The sequence below is a fragment of the Bradyrhizobium sp. HKCCYLRH2015 genome, assembly GCF_051168215.1.
Taxonomy (GTDB): Bacteria; Pseudomonadota; Alphaproteobacteria; order Rhizobiales; family Xanthobacteraceae; genus Bradyrhizobium.
Map to the genome: position 1 here is coordinate 25,924 of NZ_JBNPUO010000006.1, position 18,778 is coordinate 44,701.

Here is an 18,778-nt window from a genome sequence, read left to right on the forward strand (position 1 = left end):
GGCGATGGGCGGCGAAATCGACGTCGAAGCAGCCAGCAGAACGTTCCTGGCGCGGACCGAGGAACATCTGGTCAGCTATCTCGAGGCCTGCGTCCATTGCGGGAACTGCGCCGAAGCCTGCCACTTTTATCAGGCCTCCGGAGATCCACGGCATACGCCCGCCTACAAGCTGTTTCCGATGGCCAAGGCCTATCGCCGGCAGAAATTCCCGCTCTCCCTCTTCGCTCCCCGCATCACGGAAGAGGACCTCAAGGAATGGGAGGAACTGCTGTTCGATACCTGCACCATGTGCGGTCGATGCACCACGATCTGTCCGATGGGGGTCGACATCGCTTCCATCGTGGGCGGCGCGCGGCAGGCCTTCGTCAAGGCAGGACTTGGGCCGAAGGACCTTCTGCAGGCCGCCGACAATTCGCGCGACCATGGAAGCCCGCTGGGCGTGACAGCCGACAAGCTGCGCGATCGCATCGAATGGCTCGAAGATGAGCACGACGTGCCCATCGCGCTCGACAAGGACAAGGCCGACATTCTGCTGACGCTCTCGTCCGTCGAAACGATGAAATACCCCGATTCCGTGGTGGCCATGGCCAAGCTGCTCAACCACGCGGGCGTCGACTGGACGCTGAGCACCAAGGGCTATGAAGCCACGAATTTTGGCTATCTGGCCGGCAAGGCAGACGTCGCCCGGATCATGGTTCAGCGGATCACCGAAGCCGCCGAGGCGGTCGGAGCCAAGACGGTCGTGATTCCGGAGTGCGGCCACGCCTTCGGTGTGCTGCGCTGGTCGGGCGCCAATGTGCTCGGCCGCCCCCTTCCCTTCGCAGTCGTGCACATTTCGGAATTCATGGCGCAGCTCAAGCGCGACGGCAGGCTGAAGCTGAAACCGATCGAGGAGTCGATCACCTATCACGATCCTTGCCAGATCTCCCGTCGCGGCGGCGCGACCGAGGATGCGCGATTCCTCCTGCAGGATTTCGCGAAGGACTTCCGCGAGATGACCCCGACCGGAGATCTCAACTGGTGCTGCGGTGGCGGCGGCGGCGTGCAGGCGATCGCGCGCGCAGCCGATCTTCGCCACAAGGTCTTCAAGATCAAAATGGATCAGGTGGAGAAGACCGGCGCGAAGACGATGGTCTCGGCATGCTCAAACTGCCGGCTGACCATGGACGAGAGCAAGGCCCACTGGAAATGGGAAGGTGGCCTCGCGAGCTTGGTGGAGATCATTGCGGATCACCTGATCGAGGACGCCCCGGCAAAGACGCAAGGGTGACGGCTCACAGTCGTGCGCCTTGCGTCGTGGGCAAACGGCGGCGCAACGCGGGCCGCGGGGCAACGTAGACTGCGTCGGCGCCCCCGCCTTGTTGCGGCCCCGGTCTCGATCATGACGACAGGCACTTCGGCGTGGCAGAGATTGCGCAGCGTCAGGACGTTCGCCTGATCAGGAACTCGAACTGCTTGCCTTCCGACTTGGATTCCAAGAGATCATTTCCGGTCGTGCGACAAAACGCCTCGAAGTCTTTCACAGCGCCGGGATCGGTGGCGAGCACTTGGAGCGTGCCACCGATCGGCACGTCCTTGAGCGCCTTCTTCGCGCGCAAGATCGGCAGCGGGCAGTTCAATCCCTTGGCATCGAGAACCTGGTCAGCCATCCTGTCTCTCCGTCATTTCTGGTGCTGGGTCCGTGACACGTTCAAATGAACAGGTTGATGTCGCTCTTGGTCGCCGTCTCGATGTAGGTCGCAGCGCCCCCGAGCACCGGCCCCTCGATCATGTCGTCCTTGGTGTACTCGAACAGATCCATGGTCATCTGGCAGGCGATCATCTTGACGTCGGCTTCGATGGCCATCGTGCGCAACTCCTCTATCGATGCGACCCCCTTCTTCTTGATCAGGTTTTTCATCATCGTCGTCGCCGCCGCGTCGACGCCGGGGATGGCCGATACGAGATTCGGCATACCGATGTGCATTCCAAACATCGGCATCTCCATGGCCGGATTGCCGAGCGTAGAGATTTTCAGGTCGAGATTCTTCTTGAGCAGCGTCAAGCCGTAGAAGGTGAAGAACATGGTCACGTCGAGGCCCATGGCCGCCGCTGTCGTGGCCAGGATGAAGGGCGGATAGGCCCAATCCAGCGTCCCCTTGGTGACAATCATCGACATGCGCTTGGTATTGTTGTCTTCGGCCATTGCATCTCTCCGTTTGGTCTCTCGCAGGCGCAACCGCGCGCGTCATTGGATTCCTGCTTTCCAACGCACGACCATCAGCACGAGGACTGCGAGGAACAGCGTCTCGGCGACGATCAGCGCGATCGCCCGGCCGCCGACATCGGCCATCGCCTTGAGCGACGTCTTCATCCCGAGCGCTGCGATCGCCGTCACGAGGCACCACCTTGAAATGTCCTTGATGACGGCAAGCAGGAATGCGGGAATGACGCCGGCGCTGTTGAGCATCACCAGAACGGCGAACACCACCAGGAACCCCGGCAGTTGGCGCCCGGCCTTGCCGACGCGATGGGCGCGGAACACGTAGGACAGCATCACGACGACGGGCAGCAGCATGGCAACCCGGAGCAGCTTGGTGAAGGTCGCGACGTTTCCGGTCTCCTCCGACACGCTGAAGCCGGCGCCAACCACCTGCGCCACGTCGTGAATGGTACCGCCAAGAAACATGCCGACGGCAGCGTGATCGAGATGGAATCCTGCGATCACCAGCGGATAGACGATCATCGCGATCGTGCTGAGCGCCGTCACGCCGATCACGGTAAAGACCGTGTCGCGTTCGTGGTGCTCCCCCTTGGGCAACACCGACGAGATCGCCAGCGCCGCCGACGCTCCGCAAATCGCCACGGCCCCGGAGGTGAGGATTCCGAACGGCCGGCTCAACCCCATGGCGCGGGAGGCCAGCGCGCCGAACAGGATGGTCAGGATCACCGCGCCGACGACCGTGATCACGGGCGTCGGGCCGAGCTTCATGATCTCGGCAATCGTGATCTGCGCCCCGAGCAGGCCGACGGCGACGCGCAGGATGCGCTTTGAGGCGAGTTCGATGCCGGCAACGCAGCGCCCCTCCTGCGACAGGAAATAGAAGGCCATCCCAAGCAGCAAGGCGAACAGCATGACCGGCCCGCCATAGTGCTCGGACAGGAAGGTTGCCGCGATCGCGATGATCAAACTGGCCAGGACGCCCGGGAAGTAGGTCGGCAGCGACATGACGGCCGCGAGGCCGCGACTTATCATCGATGTCCTGATTGCGGCGGTCTCAGTCACAGCCTGTCCACTTCCTTACGCGCAGCCAGCGAAATTCTCGGCAGCCATCTTCGCTTCGTAAGGGGCGGCGGCCGCCGTGCCCGGCACGAGGCCGGCCTTGGCAGCAGCCCAGTCCTTCGGGCGCACCTTGACCATCCATCCGTCGCCATATGGGTCGGTGTTGGCCAGCTTGGGCGCTGCGCTCATTGCATCGTTGACCTCGACGATTTCCGCATTGAAGGCGACCTTTGCCGGGCCGACCCACTTGCCGGATTCGATCGTGGCGCAGGACTTGCCCGCATCGACCGACCGGCCGGCCTTCTTTGGTGTGAAGGCGACAAGCTGACCGGCCATGGCCGCTGCCACAGCGGTCATCCCGAGCGTCACGGTGCCGTCGGCGTTCTCGCGATACCAGATGTTGTTTTCGACGTCATAGAGGAGGTCGTCGGGAAGGTTGCAGCCGCGGACGATGGGCATCGTCTTCTCCTTGTCTCAAATGGTTTCGTTGGCTTGCGTCGATGCATCGGGTTGACGTAGCGGCCGGGACGCGCAGCAGAACTCGCCGAGCCCGGCCACCTCCAGCTTGCCTCCGATGAACAGCATAAGATGCCGCGCGACCATGGCGCCCAGCCGCAGCCGCCGGGCGACCTGCGCGTGGCCTGGCTCGAGGCGCACCAGATTGTAGTGATAGACGAGCTCGCGGCAGGTTTCGCGGCAGGCGTTGAAGCTTGCATCGCCGCGCGCGCCCTGCCGATGCAGCGCCAGCAGGCGAAACGTCTCGACCTGGCGATCGGTCGGGATCTCGCCGTGCGCAGCGAGCCATGTTTCGAGAATCGTTTCGCCGAGCTGCAGCAACTCCTCGGCGAGCGGCGCGGCGGCCGCCCCGAGTGCAGCATCGGACGCGGCCAACATGCCGTCCAGCCGCTCCGCGACGTCGTCGAGGCTCGTGATACCGATATCCGCCATCACCCGAGCCCCCGCGCATGCAACAGACCGGTCGAATCCGAGAAATTCTCCTGCACGCCGACCTTGCGCGCCGACAGCCCGAGCGCCATGCCAAGGAGCTGGGTGAAGTACAGGATCTTGACGCTGGTCTTGCGGCCGAAGACCTTTTCCGCGCGCACCTGATGCATTTCGAGCCCGGTGTGGCAGGTCGGGCATTCGGTGGCGATCACGTCCGCGCCGCAGGCCTCGGCCGTCGTGAGCAGGTTGAGAACGAGCTTGGTCGAGGTGTCGCTGTCGGACAGCGTGTGAGCGCCGCCACAGCATGCCGTCTTGAGCGGGTACTCGACGTTCTCGGCCCCCGCCGCAGCCAGCAGGTCGTCCATGAAATGGGGCTTCGAGGTCGATTCCGAGCCGGGCCCCTTATCCTTTTCCGGAAAGATGTGACGCGGCCGCGTGTACATGCAACCGTAGTAGTTGGCGACCTTCAGGCCCTTGAGCGAGTTCTTCACGCGTGTCTTGAGGCCCTGTTCGCCGACGGATTCCTTGATCCAGTCGAGCGCGTGAATGGTCGTGACCTTGCCCGCTTCGTAGGTCGCGTGGCCGGCCTTGCGCGACAATCGGTCCGTCACTTCACGCGACGCGGGATCCTTGGCGAGGTCGTATTCGGCCTTCTTGAGATTGTGATAGCAGCCGTTGCAAGGCGCCATCACCGTATCGAACCCCATCGCATCCGCGATCGAGAGGTTGCGGGCCGACAGATAGGTCTGCAGCTTGGGATCGATGTTCTTGACCTCCATGGCGCCGCAGCAGTTCCAGTTCCTGAGCTCGACCAGATCGAGGCCGAGTGCCTTGCCGACCTCCCGGGTGGAGCGGTTGTAGGCGTGCCCGGTTCCTTCGAGCGCGCACCCCGGATAGTAGGCGACCCGCTTGTGTTTGTCGCTCATCACTCAGCTCCCTGAACGTCCAACCGAAGCGCCTTGCGGGCCGCTGCTTCACACTCACGGACATACTCGTCGATCGCGAGGCTGGCGCCCCCCCATCCGCGCGTGCGAGGACGGACCACGCTGGCAAGTCCCAACTTCACCAGGAGGCCCACCGGCAATCGGCTGGCGAGTCTGCGTATCAGTTCGACGAGCCACCCCTGCGACAGGGACTGCCCGGTCCGCGCGAAGAACCGGCGCAGCACGCGGCCCTCCTCGATCTTGCCGGTGGCGAAGACCTGCTCGGAGAAGACCTCATCGAACGCGGTGGACGGCTTCTTCTCGGTATGGCCCTTCAGCTCCAGCCAATGTGCCGTGGCCTTCATCACGCCTTCGGGACTGACGTCGCGAGGACAGGCATAGGTGCATTTGTTGCAGGAGACGCACTGCCAGATGATGTCCTTGTCGCGCAGTAGCTCGCTTTCGAAGCCCATTCGGATCAGGTAGATCCAATAGCGCGGGTTGAAGTCGGGATTCACGGCGTTGATCGTGCAGGCATTGGTGCATGAGCCGCATTGCCAGCAGCGGTGGATGAACTCGCCTCCCGGGAGCGCCGCGATCTCCTCCTGCATCTGCTCGTTGTAGTCGGTGATGGCGCGTGAGGTGATGAACGTGCTCCAGTGCCCGGAGACATCGACGCCATCAATTTCCAGGTGCTCATGCGTGACGAGATTCTCGGGCCGGATCAGCGATTTTTCGTGAATCGGCATGGATGTTCCCTCATTCGCTCAGCAGGCGAGGCTGCCCGAGCACATGGGCCCTGCCATCGATCAGCTTCAGGCGGGTGCGCCCCGACTCGGTATCGACCGCATCGAGTCCCAGGAGACGGCGCGTATGCGCCATCGCGTCCGCCTTGAAGCTGCCGCAGAAGTCCGCGTTCAGGAACTGGCCGCCCTTGTCGTTGATATAGCTTGCATAGGTGTGGGCGCAGAGCAGATCGACGTAGAAGGCCAGATCGCGGAAGACACCGTTCGCCTGCAGGAAACCTTCGAGCTCCTTGCGTAGCATCGTGAAAGTGGCGAAGCCGTCGCCGACGGCGATCGCGCCGGTCTCGGCAGCCTCGTCGTACCATATCTCGCGCAATACGCCGGTATTGACCCTGGCGTCCCACATCCAGCGCGTCATCAGCGGATAGTGGTCCGGCGCGGTGAAATGAAGGACCTCGGCGGCAAGATCGCGCGACCAGCGGTGCTCGCGATCGGCCGGAAAGCTCGTGACGAACGCGGCGACGCGCTGGTCGGTTGTGCCGAGGTCGGACCATCCGTGCAGCAGCGCCTCGAGCCTGCTGCGCAGCGCCGCAAACCCGTTGCGGCCGAGCCACGCCCCCACACGCCGGCGCACCGGCGTGATGAACGTGGCAAGGTCGCAGAATTCGGCCTCCGTCAGCTCGCTGACCCCCCCCTTGCCCAACACCTCCTCGAACAGCGAGGCCTTGAGCGCGAGCGCTCCGACATAGCGCTCGACGCCACCGCTGTCGTCGGCGGATTCCACGAGGCTCTCGAACGCCCGCCGCAGCCTGGGGCCGGACAGATCGAGCACCGGCCGCGTCGGCTCGACCACCGCCTTGCCTCTATGGTTGGTGATCGGCCACATCACTCGGCCGCTTCCATCATGGCGCCGCGGACCAGGGCCAGCGCGGCCATCGCTGCCGATTGGCCCTGTGCGATGGAATCGTCGATGGTCTCGGGCCCGGTGGCCGCGCCGGCGACGAAGACGCCGGGCCGCGAGGTGGCCGATGTGTTGGAATAGACCGACGCCTTCTCGATATGGCCGTGCTTCTGCAGTTTGACGTCGAACACCGCCGACAACGTCATGTTGTCGACATTGGGATCCATGCCGATGGCGTGCACCACCATGTCGAACGGGATCGAGATCGGCCGTTTCACCAGCGTGTCCTCGCCCTTCACGATCAACCGCCTGCCGTCTGACGTCACTTCGGCGATCCGCGCCTTGATGTATTTGACGCGGTGCTTCTCCTGGCTTTCCCAGTAGTAGAGATCCTCGTAGAGGCCGAAGGTGCGGATATCCATGTAGTAGACATACACGTTGCACCGTGGCATCGCCTCGCGGATCTCCATGGCGATGTTGGCGGAGACCGTGCAGCAGATCTTCGAACACCACTCGCGACCGATCTGGCGGTCGCGCGAGCCGACGCATAGCAGGATCGCAACCCGTTCCGGCTCGCGCCCGTCGGACGGACAGCGCACGCCCCTGCCGGAGGAGAGCATCTGCTCGACCTGTGTCGTCGTAACCACATCAGGGTAGGTGCCGAAACCCCATTCCGGCTTATTGACGGAATCGAAATGCGTGAAGCCGGTGCACAGGATCGCCGCCCCCGCCTCCAGCACCGCGCCATCCGACAGCGTCACGCGGAAGTCGCCTGGGCTGCCCGAAAAGGCTTTCACCGTGACGCGCCTTCGGATCTCGACACGGCTGTCGGTTTCGACCCGGCGCACCATGCCACCGATGGCGTCCTTGGCCCATTCGCCGGACGGCACCAGCCTGGCGTAGCCTGACTGGATCGGCGCACCGCCGAGCTGCTCCGCCTTTTCGACGAGAACGACGCGCTGGCCGGCCGCGGCCAGCGCATGTGCGGCGGAAAGCCCCGACGGCCCGCCGCCAACGATGAGAACGGGACGGGTCATGATGCGGCTCCTGGCAGGGTCGCCGTCGGCTTGACATAGCCTGGGCCCGACGTAATCGCGCGTTTGGGGTCGTAAAGCGTCTCGATGCGGCCGGCCTTGACCTCACCGAGATAGGCCTCGAACTCGGCTTTGGCTTTCTGCCAGTCGATCCCGAGCTTCTCGAGCAGCCCCTCGAACGGCGAGGCGTGCCAGTGAAGCTGTGCGAGCTTGTAGGGATGCGCGCCGAGGGCGAGCGCCGCGAACTGGCAATCGGCCATGATCGGCAGCGCATAGACCTTGTCGACGGCCTTGCCGATCCACTGGTTCTTGTCGAGTGTGGTGATGCAACCCGTGTCGTGGCCGATCATGACGTCCGCCCGCGCCTCCTCGACCGCGACCCGGATCTTGCGATCGATGGCGAAGGAGCGCGTGAACTCACGTTCGCCGATGATATGACGAAAGCCGAAGCCGCAGCAGTCGTACCAGGTCGAGTAGTCGACGACCTGTGCACCCAGCGCCTGCATCAGGCCGGTCGATACCGCCACGCGGTTGCCGTCCATGACGGTGTCGTCATAGATCACGTCTTCCGGAACCATCTTGTAGACGTGACAGGCCGGATGAACGGTGGCACGAAGGCTGCTCACGTCGATGACCTGCCGCTCCCGGATGCGGTGGCGCATGACGTGCAGCCACTCGGAATAGTGCACGATCTCTTCGGGGATCAGCAGCTTGCCGTCGACCAGACGACCCAGCTTGCCGAGAATCTTCTTCACCTGCTCGCGCAGTTCAGCCGAATGCATCAAGAAGATGCGCATCTCCTTGTAATTGCCGAACGACGTGCCGCAGTGGATCAGCGGGAAGTAGGTTCCGACCGGCAGGCCCTGCGCCTTGGCCGACATGTATGCCTGGTGGAAGTTGCGCAGGAAGACGGCGGCCAGACTGACGACATTGCCGACCCCGGAGCCGTGATAATTCCAGGCGGTGCAAGAGGTCTGATCGGTCTCGTCGAGATAGCGCACGCCGAGCTGGTTCATCAGCCACATCACGCTCGACGGATAGCCGGGGATATTGCCGCACTGTCCGCAGGATTTGTGCTGCCAGAGGTTGGTGGTGGGAATGCGCTTGTCCCAGCCGTACAGTGTGCGCGCCACCACCGGCTCGTGGCGCTCGTCGATCCGATGAACGACGATTTCGCCGTCCTTCTCCAACTCCCACATCGCGTCGCGGATGTCGTGGACACGCTCCTTGTTGGTCAGCATGGAGCGACGGTCGATCCGGGTTTCCACCCAGGCCGTCGCCGTCTGCGCCTCGCTCGGCGTCAGGTTGGAAGGGCGCCACTCCGCGCCAAAGCCGGCGTAAGCCGACTGACTGTCACTGCGCTTTTCGTCCATCGCTTCCTCCGTCGTCCACCGCGGCGATTGATCTCGCCGTCTATTGTGGTCGTCTCAGCGGCCTATTCTTCCTGCTGCTCTTCAAGCCACTCGTTGTATTCCTCGCGCTTCTCATCCATCACGTCGCTGACGACGTCGAACAGATTCTCGTCGATCGTCTCGAGCTGATCGAGCACGCCGGTCGCCTCCCAAATGGTGTAGAGTTCGACGGACGTCTTCAGGTTGACCTCCCAGGCCGTGTCCATGGTGTGCATGGTTGGGACTGGAATGGCCTTGCGCAGGATATTGAGCGGAGCATCGACCTTGGCGACGTTCGGGCCCCAGTCGGGAAACGCATCGCGCGTGATCATGTTGGGCGCGAGCTGATTTCCCGTGGAAATGACCTTCAGAAGCACCCGCGAGAACGGTCGCAGAACATCTTTCGCCGACTGCATGCCATGCTTGATCGCGACCTCGCGCATGATCATGACGAGCCCGCCCGGTGAATTCTCGAACGGACAGCGGGCGGCACAGGTGTAGCACTGCGCGCAGGACCAGATTTTCTCCTGCATCGCGTCGTAGATGCCCTCGAGATTTTCGGTCCACAGCAGCTGGACGATCTCGCGGGGCGAATAATCGTAGTAGTGCGCCGAGGGACAGGTCGCGGTGCAGATGCCGCAATTGAGACAGCCGTGCAGCTCATGATCGTAGAGGACGTGCGAGCGAATGTCGTCGAACACCTCTTCCAGCTTCTCATAGGGAACGACCGGCGCCTCGGAGACCGGGTCGCCGATAGAGGTCAGCTCCATTGAAGCTCCGCTCGTCATCTGGCGGCTCTCCTCAGTAGGTCAGCACCTTGGCATTATCGTTTTCCATCACCTCTTCGATGACCTTCGCACCCCCGACGATACCCTCGCATTCAGGGATCAGATCCTGCTCGGTCATGTCGAACAGATCGAGGTTCGGAGAGCAGCAATAGAACTTCACCCCCGCTCCGTGCGCGTCCTTGATGAAGTCATAGACGGTTTTCGGAGATCCGGGCTTGACCACGAGTTTCTCGGCCACGCCCTTTTTCATGAGCTGTCCCGCCGTCGCGGTACAGACGACATCGACCTCGTAGTCCATCGCCGCGGCAACGGTGGCCTGGAAGAACGGCGCGCCGAGTTCCTCGCCGTTGCGAGGATCGGTATTGACCATGATGATGATGAGCTTTTTCGCCATTCCTACGATGTCCTCCCCGATCGTCTGCTATTGAGCGCGCGTAGCGCACATCGACACAGGAGCGTGCACGACAAGTTATCTCGAGGCGCATCGCCTTGGAGTTGATGAAGATCAACAAGCCCAGGAACCGAAGTCCCAGGTGGACAACAAGCTGACATCGATTTCATCCAATCCATCGGACGAACGCACAAAACATATTCCATTTTTTGAATGACATCTATAGGGTGAAGAAAATAATTCGTTGCTCGGGAGAACGGTCCTACGGGAGCGGCCGCATCAGATGCGTCGACTCGATCAAACCAATCATCAGCGGCCCGAGCGCCGCAGCGATCTCGCGCTGCACCACGCGCAGGTCGGCGAGCGTTTCCGCCGTGCGATCAGGACATTCTTCGAATGCCATGATCAGATCCTCGATCATGGCCGATTTGATTCCGGGATGGCCGAGGAACCCGAAGCAGTTATCACGAAGCTGAAACACCGCCGGCTCCCCCGCAGAGTCGATCGCGAGAACACTTGCATCGGCCGGCAGCACCGGGCGATCGCGCATGTAGATCGCCACGGGAAAGGATTGCGGCAGATGACCGCCGAGCGCAGCGGGATCGACCCGTCGGGCCGTCTCCACGACGAAGCGGAGCGGAGCTTCCTGAGTGCCGCCGCCGCACGCGGTTGCAAGTATGCAGCTGCCGGCTCCGATGCCGATGACGGGCAGGCCGCGCGCCAGGAAATCCCGTACCAACCGCAACTCCGGCCCGAGGCTCGGAAGCAGGTTGCCGCTGACGACTCCGAGCGGTCCGGCGCCAAGAACAATGAGGCCGTCAAAGTCCCCCGCCGTAGCAGGTATCGATCCTCCGGCCGTAAACGGCCGGCAATAGCGAAAGCCGACGTTGCGTCCTTCGAACTGATCTTCCATCAAGCCGAGATAGTCCGCCTCGAAATGCTGCAGGACGCAGAGTGTCTTCATGGCGAACCGCGACAACTGAATGAAGCATCAATGACGGCCGAAGCCGACGGCAGACCTGAAATATATATGTTTTTTCGCATATGAAAAGCGAGGAACGCAATGGCATGGTATGAGAAGCTGCAGGAGATCGAACCGCTCGACGACCTGCGTTTTGACCGTGGGCTCGTCGATGCACTCGAGGCGACGGCGCGCGAGCGCGCACTCGGGCCGATGCGGTTCTACACGCCGACGTTCCGCGCCTATGCCAGCGAGGAACTCAAGGGCTGCGGCAAGGCGAGTTTTCCTGCCTTTTCCATCACCGGCGGCGCTTGCGCGCTGAATTGCGATCACTGTCAGGCGAAGATCCTCGAACCGATGATCGCGGCAACGACCCCGGACGAACTCGACCGCAAGGTGCGCGATCTCGTTCTGCTCAAGGATCTGCGCGGGTTCCTGCTCTCGGGCGGATCCAACCGCCGCAACGAGGTTCCGTACGACCGCTTCTATCCGACCATCGAAAGGCTCAAGCGCGACTTTCCCCATCTGCGCATCGCCGTCCACTCCGCGTTGCTCGACGAACGGCGCGCCCGATCCATGGAAGCGGCCGGGGTCGACGTCGCGATGCTCGACTTGATCGGCTCGCAGCAGACGATCCGCGACGTCTATCACCTCGACCGTCCCGTCGCGGATTTCGAGGCGACGCTCGCCGCGCTCTCGGGCACCAAGATGCAGGTCGTGCCACACATCGTCATCGGTCTGCACTATGGCCGGCTGCTCGGCGAGGAGACCGCGCTGGACATCGTTTCGCGCCATCCGGTCGCCGCGCTGATCCTGGTGGTGGTGACGCCGATCTATGCGCCGCCGGATCGGCCCTTCGCCACGATATCCACCGACGACGTGGCGAAGGTCCTGGTCGCCGCGCGGCAACGGATCAATCACGCGCCGGTTCAACTTGGCTGTATCCGCCCCGCAGGCCGCCATAAGCTGATGACCGATGCATACGCCGTCATGGCCGGATTTGACGGCATCGCCTATCCCGCGGACGGCATCGTAGCTCTTGCCCGCGCCATCGGTCGCCCGGTCGAGCAGGAGCATGCCTGCTGCTCGATCGCGCTTGACGGCCTCGCCGGACGGCGGGCTTGCGCAGCCTGAGGTGCACGATGAACGCCGAGGCAACGGATATCGTCGTCGTCGGGCTTGGACCGGCTGGGAGTCGTGCGGCCGCAGTTGCCGCGAAGGCCGGCTACCGCGTCGTCGCCGTGGATCGCCGGCTCGAGGCGGGTCGCCCGGTCCAGTGTGCCGAGTTCGTGCCCGCCATGATCGAGCGGGACGTTCCGAACATCACGGCCGTCGCCCAACAGAAGATCACGCGCATGCTGACCTTCACCGAGGCGACAGATTGCGAGGAAACGCCGGATTTCCGCGGCTGGATGATCGATCGCGCCGCCTTCGATCGAATGCTCGCTGATGAGGCGGCGAATGCGGGAGCCGCGTGCCGATACGGCACCTCCGTGGTTGCCATCGACATCGACGGCACAACTCATACGTCCGATGGTCTTGCCCTGAAGCCGCGCGTGCTCATCGGGTGCGACGGCCCTCGCTCGCGGGTCGGCGCGGCGATCGGCCAGACCAATCGCGCGCTCGTCGATACGAGGCAACTGACCGCGCCGCTGATCGTGCCGCACGATGCCACGGATATCTTCCTGAGCGCCGACTATCGCGGCGGCTATGGCTGGCTGTTTCCCAAGGGCGCCGTGGCCAATATCGGCGTTGGCGTCATGATGGAGGACCGGCGGCGGCTGAAACCGATGCTCGCCGCGCTCTTTGGCGCGCTGTCGGCATCGCGCCGCATCGGAACGCGCCCGTTCGCGTTGACGGGCGGGGCGATACCCGTGGGCGGCAGGGTGGGTTCGACAGGCCGGCTTGGCGCAACCCAGGTGTTGCTGGCCGGCGATGCGGCGGGCCTGACCAACCCCGTGACCGGCGCCGGCATCGCCTCCGCCGTGCAATCGGGCGCACTCGCCGGGCAAGCCGCGGCAGACATGCTGTCCGGCCGCAGCGGCGCCCTCAATGATTATGACGAAGAGCTCAGCGACATTTTCGATGCGGCCTTGAGCCGGGCATCACGGCGACGACGGCAAGTTCTGGCGCAATACGGCGACGGCCGTCGCCCCGACGCGGCTGCGCTCGCCGAGGGGTGGATCAGTTCGCCGAACTATTGGGCGTGAAAATGCAGGATCAGGAGAGGAAGTCATGAGCTGTCTCGAAGGACCGACGCATCCGGTGCCGGATTTCCTCACCGGGGAGACGCGCGCCTTCAACGCGGCCGAAGCCATGCGGCCGCGCGCGCCCGGCGACGTGCCGGCGGAAGCACGCAACGGCGGGCGCGTGAAAGCACAGGACGCGCGGCCGGAAGGCGTCTACCTGCCGAACGACAACGTTCTGACGCCGAACATGCGATCACCCGACTACGTGCAAATGTCGACGGCAGCGGCGATCACCCTCGGCATCATGAACGGCTACATGCATCGCACCAGTTGCACCCGTTGCCTGAACCTGCTGCTGACCTACCCGGAGGGCTGCCGCGCCAACTGCGCTTATTGCGGGCTTGCGCGCCATCGCGAAGCGGAGCGCGACTATGCCGACCGCAACTTTATTCGTGTCGACTGGCCTGCGGTGCCTTACGACCAGGTGATCGACATCGTCGCATCGGGCGGCGACGGCGGGCGCTTTCATCGCATGTGTATCAGCATGATCACGCATCCGCGGTCGGACCAGGACACCCGCATCGTCCTGCGGAAATGGGTTGAACGCATCAGGCACGTGCCCGTGTCCATCCTGTCCAACCCGACGACGATGACCCGACTGGATGTGCAGGAGCTGAAGGATCTCGGCGCCGAGATATTTACGGTCGCGCTCGATGCCGCCAACCCGGCCATCTTTGACCGCACCCGCGGCCACGGCGTTCAATCGCCGCACAGCTGGGACAAATATTGGGAGATCCTGCTGGCCGCCGCCGAGATATTCGGCCCGGAACGTTTCGGCGCCCATCTCATCGTTGGGATGGGCGAGAGCGACCACGACGTTCTCTCGCAGGTGCAGAGAATTCGCGACCTCGGCGGCCACAGCCACCTGTTCGCATTCTTTCCCGAACAAGGCTCTTTGATGGATCATCTCCCGCCGGCGCCGCGCCCGCAATGGCGACGCATACAGCTCGCCCGCTATCTCATCGACTATCGAAGCCATTCCCTGCAGCGCATGCGTTTCGACGAACGCGGTCAACTCGTCGATTTTGGTCTGCCGCAGGACGAAGTCGACGCGATCATCGACGCGGGCGTGGCCTTCCGTACGTCCGGCTGCCCTGGCAAGGAGGCCGCTGACGTGTCCGCCTGCGACCGCCCCTACGGCGACTCGCCGCCGCGCGACATTGCTTCATACCCTTTCAAGCTCGATCGCCGCGACATTCGCCACGTGCGCAGCCAACTCCGGCGCGGACTACCCAAATAACCGGAAGGAAGATGCGATGGTCAGCAGCGCCAGGTCATTTCGGGTCATCGACACCGGGATTCGAAGCGGACGCGCCAATATCGCCTTCGACCAGGCGCTCATCGACGCTCACAAGGCGCAGCAGATTCCCGATACCATCCGCTTCCTGCGGTTTCGTCCGTCAGCGCTCGTCGGACTCCATCAGATCCTGAGCCATGAGGTCCGGCTCGACTATTGCCGGAGCAAGGGAATCGAGATCGGCCGGCGGATCACGGGAGGCGGCGGCCTCTATCTCGACGAGGGTCAGATCGGATGGGAGCTCGTGTTCGGCCGCTCCAGCCTCGGCGCCATGGATCTCACCGAAACGACACGCCGGATCTGCGAAAGCGTCGCACTCGGGCTCAACAAGCTCGGCGTCCCCGCGCGCTACCGCCCGCGCAACGACATCGATGTCGACGGCCGCAAGATCAGCGGCACCGGCGGCTTCTTTGACGGCGATACGCTGTTCTACCAGGGAACTCTGCTGATCGACTTCGATCCCGAGCAGATGATTGCCGCACTCAAAGTGCCGGTGGAAAAGCTCGCCAAGCGTGACCTCGCCTCGGCCCGCCAGCGCGTCGTCAGCATGCGCGAGATCCTCGGCGACCACCTTCCTGATCTGGCCACCATCCAGCAAGCCCTGCTCGACGGCTTGGCCGAAGGCCTCGGCATCGTTCCGCAATGGGGCGAGGTGTCAATGCACGAAGAAGAACTCGCCGACCAATTGTATCGCGACGAGATCGGCCGCGACGACTTCGTCGAGATGGTCGACGCTCCCGAGGTGGACGGCTCGCTGGTCAGTGCCACTCTGACGCGGCGTGGCGGCAGCCTGCGCGCCGATATCCGCCTCGAGGGGCCGGACCGCGGACGGATTCGCGAAGCTCTGATCACCGGCGATTTCTTCGTCACGCCGCCACGCGTCATCTTTGATCTCGAGGCGGCGCTGCGCGGCGCCGAACTGGCCAATGCCGGATCGATCGTCGAGAACTTCTTCTCGCGCACGTCGGCCGACTTCGTCAATCTCGGCCCGCCGGACATTCGCGATGTTGTCGTCGCGGCAGCGCGGCAGCTCAGCTTCGTTGCGGCCGGCCGTAGGCTTCGCGGCCATTGGCTCGCGGCGACGCGACCGGAACGTCCGCCGCTCGTCCTGCTGCATGACGCCTTGGGCTGCGCCCGGCTGTGGCGCGATTTCCCCGAGCGGCTTGCGGCTGCGACCGGCTCCTCCGTCCTGGTGTTCGACCGCTGGGGCTCCGGTGACTCGGAGCCGCTCGAGCTGCCCCATTCGCGGCAATATCTGCTCGCCGAGGCTCTGGATGCCCTGCCCGAAGTACTACGGACGACCGGAGCGCGGCGTCCGATCCTGGTCGGACACTCCGACGGTGCTGCGATCGCGTTGACGTTTGCCGGCGCGTTTCCCGATGAGGTCAGCGGGGTCGTCGCGATCGCCCCTCACCTCTTCCGCGAACAGCGGACCGTTGACGGCATCGCCGCCCAGATCAGGGACTTCGAGCACGGTGACCTGAGGGCACGGCTCGCACGGTATCATGGCAGCAGAACCGATCATCTTTTTGGCCGGCTGGTCGATGCCTGGACTGGAGAAGAAGCGCGCGACTGGGGTATCAAGCCCTACGTCGGACGGGTTCGCGCCCCGGTGCTGGCTGTTCAGGGCAGCGAAGACGAGTTCTTCACGCATGCGCAGCTTGAGACGCTCCGCGCCCTCCTGCCGACCCGGATCGAGACCTGCGTGCTGGAAGGCTGCGGGCACGCGCCCCACCAGCAGGCGACCTCGGCAGTGATAGCTGCGGCGGCCGGGTTCGTCGATCGAGTCACCGCAGGAAACACACTCGCCGCCGTCCCCGGCTCCGCCTGACGGACGATCTCCGCGGGCGAGACTCCATCAGTGCCACCTAGCAGAAAGCGCGATAGAGAGCGGACATGACCTCGATCACTTCCGGCCGCGAGACCGAATAATACACGTTCCTGCCATCCCGGCGCACCTTGACGAGATCGTCCGCGCGCAGCCGGGCAAGTTGCTGCGACACCGTCGGCTGGCGGAGCTGCAGCGAATCCTCAATGCTGCTGACGGACTTCTCTCCGTCGAGCAGCAGACACAGAATGGCAAGCCGCGCTTCATGCGACAGCGCCTTGAGGAATTCGCTTGCCTTGTGAGCCTTCTCGAGCAACGCGTCAGGCTCGAGCGAAGACCTGCTGCGTGCACGCTTGGTTGCCATGTTCGTCCGCATATTCCCCAATCGCCCGATTTGGTCGGTTACATCCAGGCGGCCACTGCGTCGTGTCGATGGCCGCCCCGTGTTGCTATCACTTTGGCGAGGCGATAACAAACAGGCGGTCGCGCCTGTCCCGGCGCGGTTCGTGCGAGACGGTATCGAGACGCCGGAGCGAGCGTGTCCTGCTCACGCGCCCGCCATGTCTGACGAGCTGATGGAGAACTACAATCCGGCTTTCAGTTCGCCTAGCTTGCGATCAAGGGTTCGCAAGCTGATACCGAGGGAGTTCGCAAGCTCCCTGCGTCTGCCAACAAACACGCTTGTCATCTTCAAAGTGGGATTGCCGATGGTAACGAACGTACCGCCAGACGCCGACGCCGGCCGCTGGAACCGACGGTTCGAAAGCGATGATTTCGTTTTCGGAACCGACCCCAATCAATGGCTGCGCCGCCATGCCGGCGCGTTCCCGCACCGCGGTCGTATTCTCTGCGTCGCCGACGGAGAAGGCCGCAACAGCGTCTGGCTCGCCCGGCGGGGATTCCAGGTCGACGCCTTCGACATCTCGGAAGTGGGTCTGGCGAAAGCGAGCAAGCTTGCCGCATCAGCCGGAGTGAGCGTGAATTACCAGCTTGCCGATTGCGATGGCTTCGCGTGGCCAAGTGCGGCGTATGACGGCATCGCGGCGATTTTCGTGCAGTTCGCCGCCCCGGATTTGAGGAAGCGGCTGTTCGCGCGCATGATCGCAAGCCTGAAGCCGGGCGGGACTCTGATCCTGCAGGGCTATACGCCCAGGCAGTTGGAATACAAGACGGGCGGCCCTTCCGCCGTCTCGCACCTCTATACGGAAGCCATGCTCCGAGAGGCGTTCCATGAGCTGGAGATCATCGAACTGCGCGAATACGAGACCGAGCTCAGCGAAGGCAGCGGCCATCATGGCCGCTCTGCGCTGATCGGAATGGTCGCGCACCGGCCTTCCTGATCGCGCTCTCCTGGTCCACGGAATCGATCGCACGCATGCGTCTCATCTTTGACTCCAGTCAAGGATGAGACGCACTCCCTTTTCTAGGCAAGGCTAGTCGCAATGGACATCCAAATGACGAAATCCATCATGCCTGGCCGTAGAGGACGAGAATGCCAAGATGCTGAGCTGATCCTCGGAGAGCAAAATGGCCTATTCCATAGTCGAAGTCAGTCTCGTGACAGACTGAGATTTGCCCGGCTATCGGCTTCGCTGCGACGCTGGAGCCGATGGTTTTTGCGAAAGCGTGCACTCAGCCTTTGCGTGATCACGTGAGGACTTTCAGTCCCGTCAAGGCCAGCAGAGTCAGCAGACATACGGATCCGGAGAACAGCCATCGCGGCAAGATCGCGTGCGGCACGAAGCCGACGCCGCGGACGAAGCCTGCGCTCATGGCCCAGAATGCCAGACCGGCCGACAGGTGGTCGGCGCGCCCTGCGGCGTTCGCCAGGAACGGCGGATAGAGCGTGCTCGCCAGCATGATCACCAGCGCGGCCACGAGGCACGGCAGATGGATGCGCGCCTGAGACGTGGCTACTGGCGCCATGTTCATTCCCCCGTCCGGTTGCTGGCCTTGCGCGCCTCCTCGGTCTCGCCCCACATCGCGTTCATGATAGCAAGCAAGACAGCGAAGCCGACGCCGAGAGTCCAGGCGAAATACCACATGACTAAGCTCTTCGAGT

The 18,778-nt window shown here is 63.4% G+C and carries 22 protein-coding genes; 6 read left to right on the plus strand and 16 right to left on the minus strand.

Features of this window, described 5'->3' with window-relative positions:
• The first annotated feature begins 4 nt into the window (after positions 1-4).
• Positions 5-1,270 carry a (Fe-S)-binding protein gene (locus ACQR1H_RS16640; protein ID WP_434907873.1) on the plus strand — a complete coding sequence of 422 codons (1,266 nt, stop codon included), beginning with the start codon at positions 5-7 and terminating at the stop codon, positions 1,268-1,270.
• Positions 1,271-1,421: 151 nt separating this feature from the next.
• On the opposite strand, the gene ACQR1H_RS16645 is transcribed toward ACQR1H_RS16640, so the two are convergent.
• From ACQR1H_RS16645 to ACQR1H_RS16705, 13 genes are all read right to left on the minus strand, one after another.
• Positions 1,422-1,649: a sulfurtransferase TusA family protein gene (locus ACQR1H_RS16645; RefSeq protein ID WP_315715462.1), complete on the minus strand. Its 228-nt coding sequence runs from the start codon at positions 1,647-1,649 to the stop codon at positions 1,422-1,424.
• A gap of 41 nt (positions 1,650-1,690) precedes the next feature.
• Positions 1,691-2,185: a sulfur carrier protein DsrE2 gene (dsrE2, locus tag ACQR1H_RS16650; RefSeq protein ID WP_315802241.1), complete on the minus strand. Its 495-nt coding sequence runs from the start codon at positions 2,183-2,185 to the stop codon at positions 1,691-1,693.
• A gap of 42 nt (positions 2,186-2,227) precedes the next feature.
• A complete protein-coding gene (locus tag ACQR1H_RS16655; protein ID WP_434907874.1) occupies positions 2,228-3,235 on the minus strand; it encodes a YeiH family protein in 1,008 nt (335 codons plus the stop codon).
• A gap of 45 nt (positions 3,236-3,280) precedes the next feature.
• Entirely contained in the window at positions 3,281-3,721 is a 441-nt protein-coding gene (locus ACQR1H_RS16660; protein ID WP_434845325.1) for a glycine cleavage system protein H, read from the minus strand.
• 15 nt (positions 3,722-3,736) lie between these two features.
• The gene (locus ACQR1H_RS16665; protein WP_316238275.1) at positions 3,737-4,213 is read right to left on the minus strand and encodes a hypothetical protein; all 477 of its coding nucleotides are present in this window, start codon (positions 4,211-4,213) and stop codon (positions 3,737-3,739) included.
• Positions 4,210-5,133: a CoB--CoM heterodisulfide reductase iron-sulfur subunit B family protein gene (locus ACQR1H_RS16670; protein ID WP_316178266.1), complete on the minus strand. Its 924-nt coding sequence runs from the start codon at positions 5,131-5,133 to the stop codon at positions 4,210-4,212. The genes ACQR1H_RS16665 and ACQR1H_RS16670 overlap by 4 nt, the downstream gene beginning before the upstream one ends.
• Positions 5,133-5,879 (minus strand): 4Fe-4S dicluster domain-containing protein, encoded by a 747-nt coding sequence (locus tag ACQR1H_RS16675; RefSeq protein WP_434907875.1) that lies wholly within the window; start codon positions 5,877-5,879, stop codon positions 5,133-5,135. The genes ACQR1H_RS16670 and ACQR1H_RS16675 overlap by 1 nt, the downstream gene beginning before the upstream one ends.
• A gap of 10 nt (positions 5,880-5,889) precedes the next feature.
• A complete protein-coding gene (locus tag ACQR1H_RS16680) occupies positions 5,890-6,765 on the minus strand; it encodes a hypothetical protein (RefSeq protein ID WP_434907876.1) in 876 nt (291 codons plus the stop codon).
• Positions 6,762-7,814 carry an FAD-dependent oxidoreductase gene (locus tag ACQR1H_RS16685; RefSeq protein ID WP_315802234.1) on the minus strand — a complete coding sequence of 351 codons (1,053 nt, stop codon included), beginning with the start codon at positions 7,812-7,814 and terminating at the stop codon, positions 6,762-6,764. The genes ACQR1H_RS16680 and ACQR1H_RS16685 overlap by 4 nt, the downstream gene beginning before the upstream one ends.
• A complete protein-coding gene (locus tag ACQR1H_RS16690; protein ID WP_315802233.1) occupies positions 7,811-9,184 on the minus strand; it encodes a heterodisulfide reductase-related iron-sulfur binding cluster in 1,374 nt (457 codons plus the stop codon). The genes ACQR1H_RS16685 and ACQR1H_RS16690 overlap by 4 nt, the downstream gene beginning before the upstream one ends.
• 62 nt (positions 9,185-9,246) lie before the next feature.
• Complete coding sequence (locus tag ACQR1H_RS16695; protein ID WP_316171964.1) at positions 9,247-9,972, minus strand: 4Fe-4S dicluster domain-containing protein; 726 nt, start codon at positions 9,970-9,972, stop codon at positions 9,247-9,249.
• 31 nt (positions 9,973-10,003) lie between these two features.
• The gene (locus ACQR1H_RS16700; protein WP_315802231.1) at positions 10,004-10,384 is read right to left on the minus strand and encodes a DsrE/DsrF/DrsH-like family protein; all 381 of its coding nucleotides are present in this window, start codon (positions 10,382-10,384) and stop codon (positions 10,004-10,006) included.
• A gap of 259 nt (positions 10,385-10,643) precedes the next feature.
• A complete protein-coding gene (locus ACQR1H_RS16705) occupies positions 10,644-11,345 on the minus strand; it encodes a type 1 glutamine amidotransferase (RefSeq protein ID WP_434845329.1) in 702 nt (233 codons plus the stop codon).
• 99 nt (positions 11,346-11,444) lie between these two features.
• Between ACQR1H_RS16705 and ACQR1H_RS16710 the strand changes: the two genes are divergently transcribed.
• Genes ACQR1H_RS16710 through ACQR1H_RS16725 form a run of 4 tightly spaced genes read left to right on the plus strand, consistent with a single transcriptional unit; the run spans position 11,445 to position 16,719 of the window.
• Positions 11,445-12,476 carry a radical SAM protein gene (locus tag ACQR1H_RS16710; protein ID WP_434907877.1) on the plus strand — a complete coding sequence of 344 codons (1,032 nt, stop codon included), beginning with the start codon at positions 11,445-11,447 and terminating at the stop codon, positions 12,474-12,476.
• A gap of 8 nt (positions 12,477-12,484) precedes the next feature.
• A complete protein-coding gene (locus ACQR1H_RS16715; RefSeq protein WP_434907878.1) occupies positions 12,485-13,552 on the plus strand; it encodes a geranylgeranyl reductase family protein in 1,068 nt (355 codons plus the stop codon).
• Positions 13,553-13,577: 25 nt separating this feature from the next.
• On the plus strand, positions 13,578-14,831 hold the full coding sequence (locus ACQR1H_RS16720) for a radical SAM protein (RefSeq protein WP_434907879.1): 1,254 nt from the start codon (positions 13,578-13,580) through the stop codon (positions 14,829-14,831).
• A gap of 16 nt (positions 14,832-14,847) precedes the next feature.
• Positions 14,848-16,719, plus strand: coding sequence for an alpha/beta fold hydrolase (locus tag ACQR1H_RS16725; RefSeq protein WP_434907880.1), 1,872 nt, complete (start codon positions 14,848-14,850; stop codon positions 16,717-16,719).
• Between the two features lie 37 nt (positions 16,720-16,756).
• Here the strand turns inward: ACQR1H_RS16725 and ACQR1H_RS16730 are convergent, their stop codons facing one another.
• The gene (locus ACQR1H_RS16730) at positions 16,757-17,080 is read right to left on the minus strand and encodes an ArsR/SmtB family transcription factor (protein WP_315715794.1); all 324 of its coding nucleotides are present in this window, start codon (positions 17,078-17,080) and stop codon (positions 16,757-16,759) included.
• A gap of 196 nt (positions 17,081-17,276) precedes the next feature.
• Here ACQR1H_RS16730 and ACQR1H_RS16735 point away from each other — a divergent pair, with 196 nt between their 5' ends.
• A complete protein-coding gene (locus ACQR1H_RS16735; RefSeq protein ID WP_316178247.1) occupies positions 17,277-18,056 on the plus strand; it encodes a class I SAM-dependent methyltransferase in 780 nt (259 codons plus the stop codon).
• Between the two features lie 307 nt (positions 18,057-18,363).
• Here the strand turns inward: ACQR1H_RS16735 and ACQR1H_RS16740 are convergent, their stop codons facing one another.
• Positions 18,364-18,642 (minus strand): cyd operon YbgE family protein, encoded by a 279-nt coding sequence (locus ACQR1H_RS16740; RefSeq protein ID WP_316178244.1) that lies wholly within the window; start codon positions 18,640-18,642, stop codon positions 18,364-18,366.
• 2 nt (positions 18,643-18,644) lie between these two features.
• Positions 18,645-18,761 (minus strand): cytochrome bd-I oxidase subunit CydX, encoded by a 117-nt coding sequence (cydX, locus tag ACQR1H_RS16745; protein WP_315802223.1) that lies wholly within the window; start codon positions 18,759-18,761, stop codon positions 18,645-18,647.
• Positions 18,762-18,778: the final 17 nt, after the last annotated feature.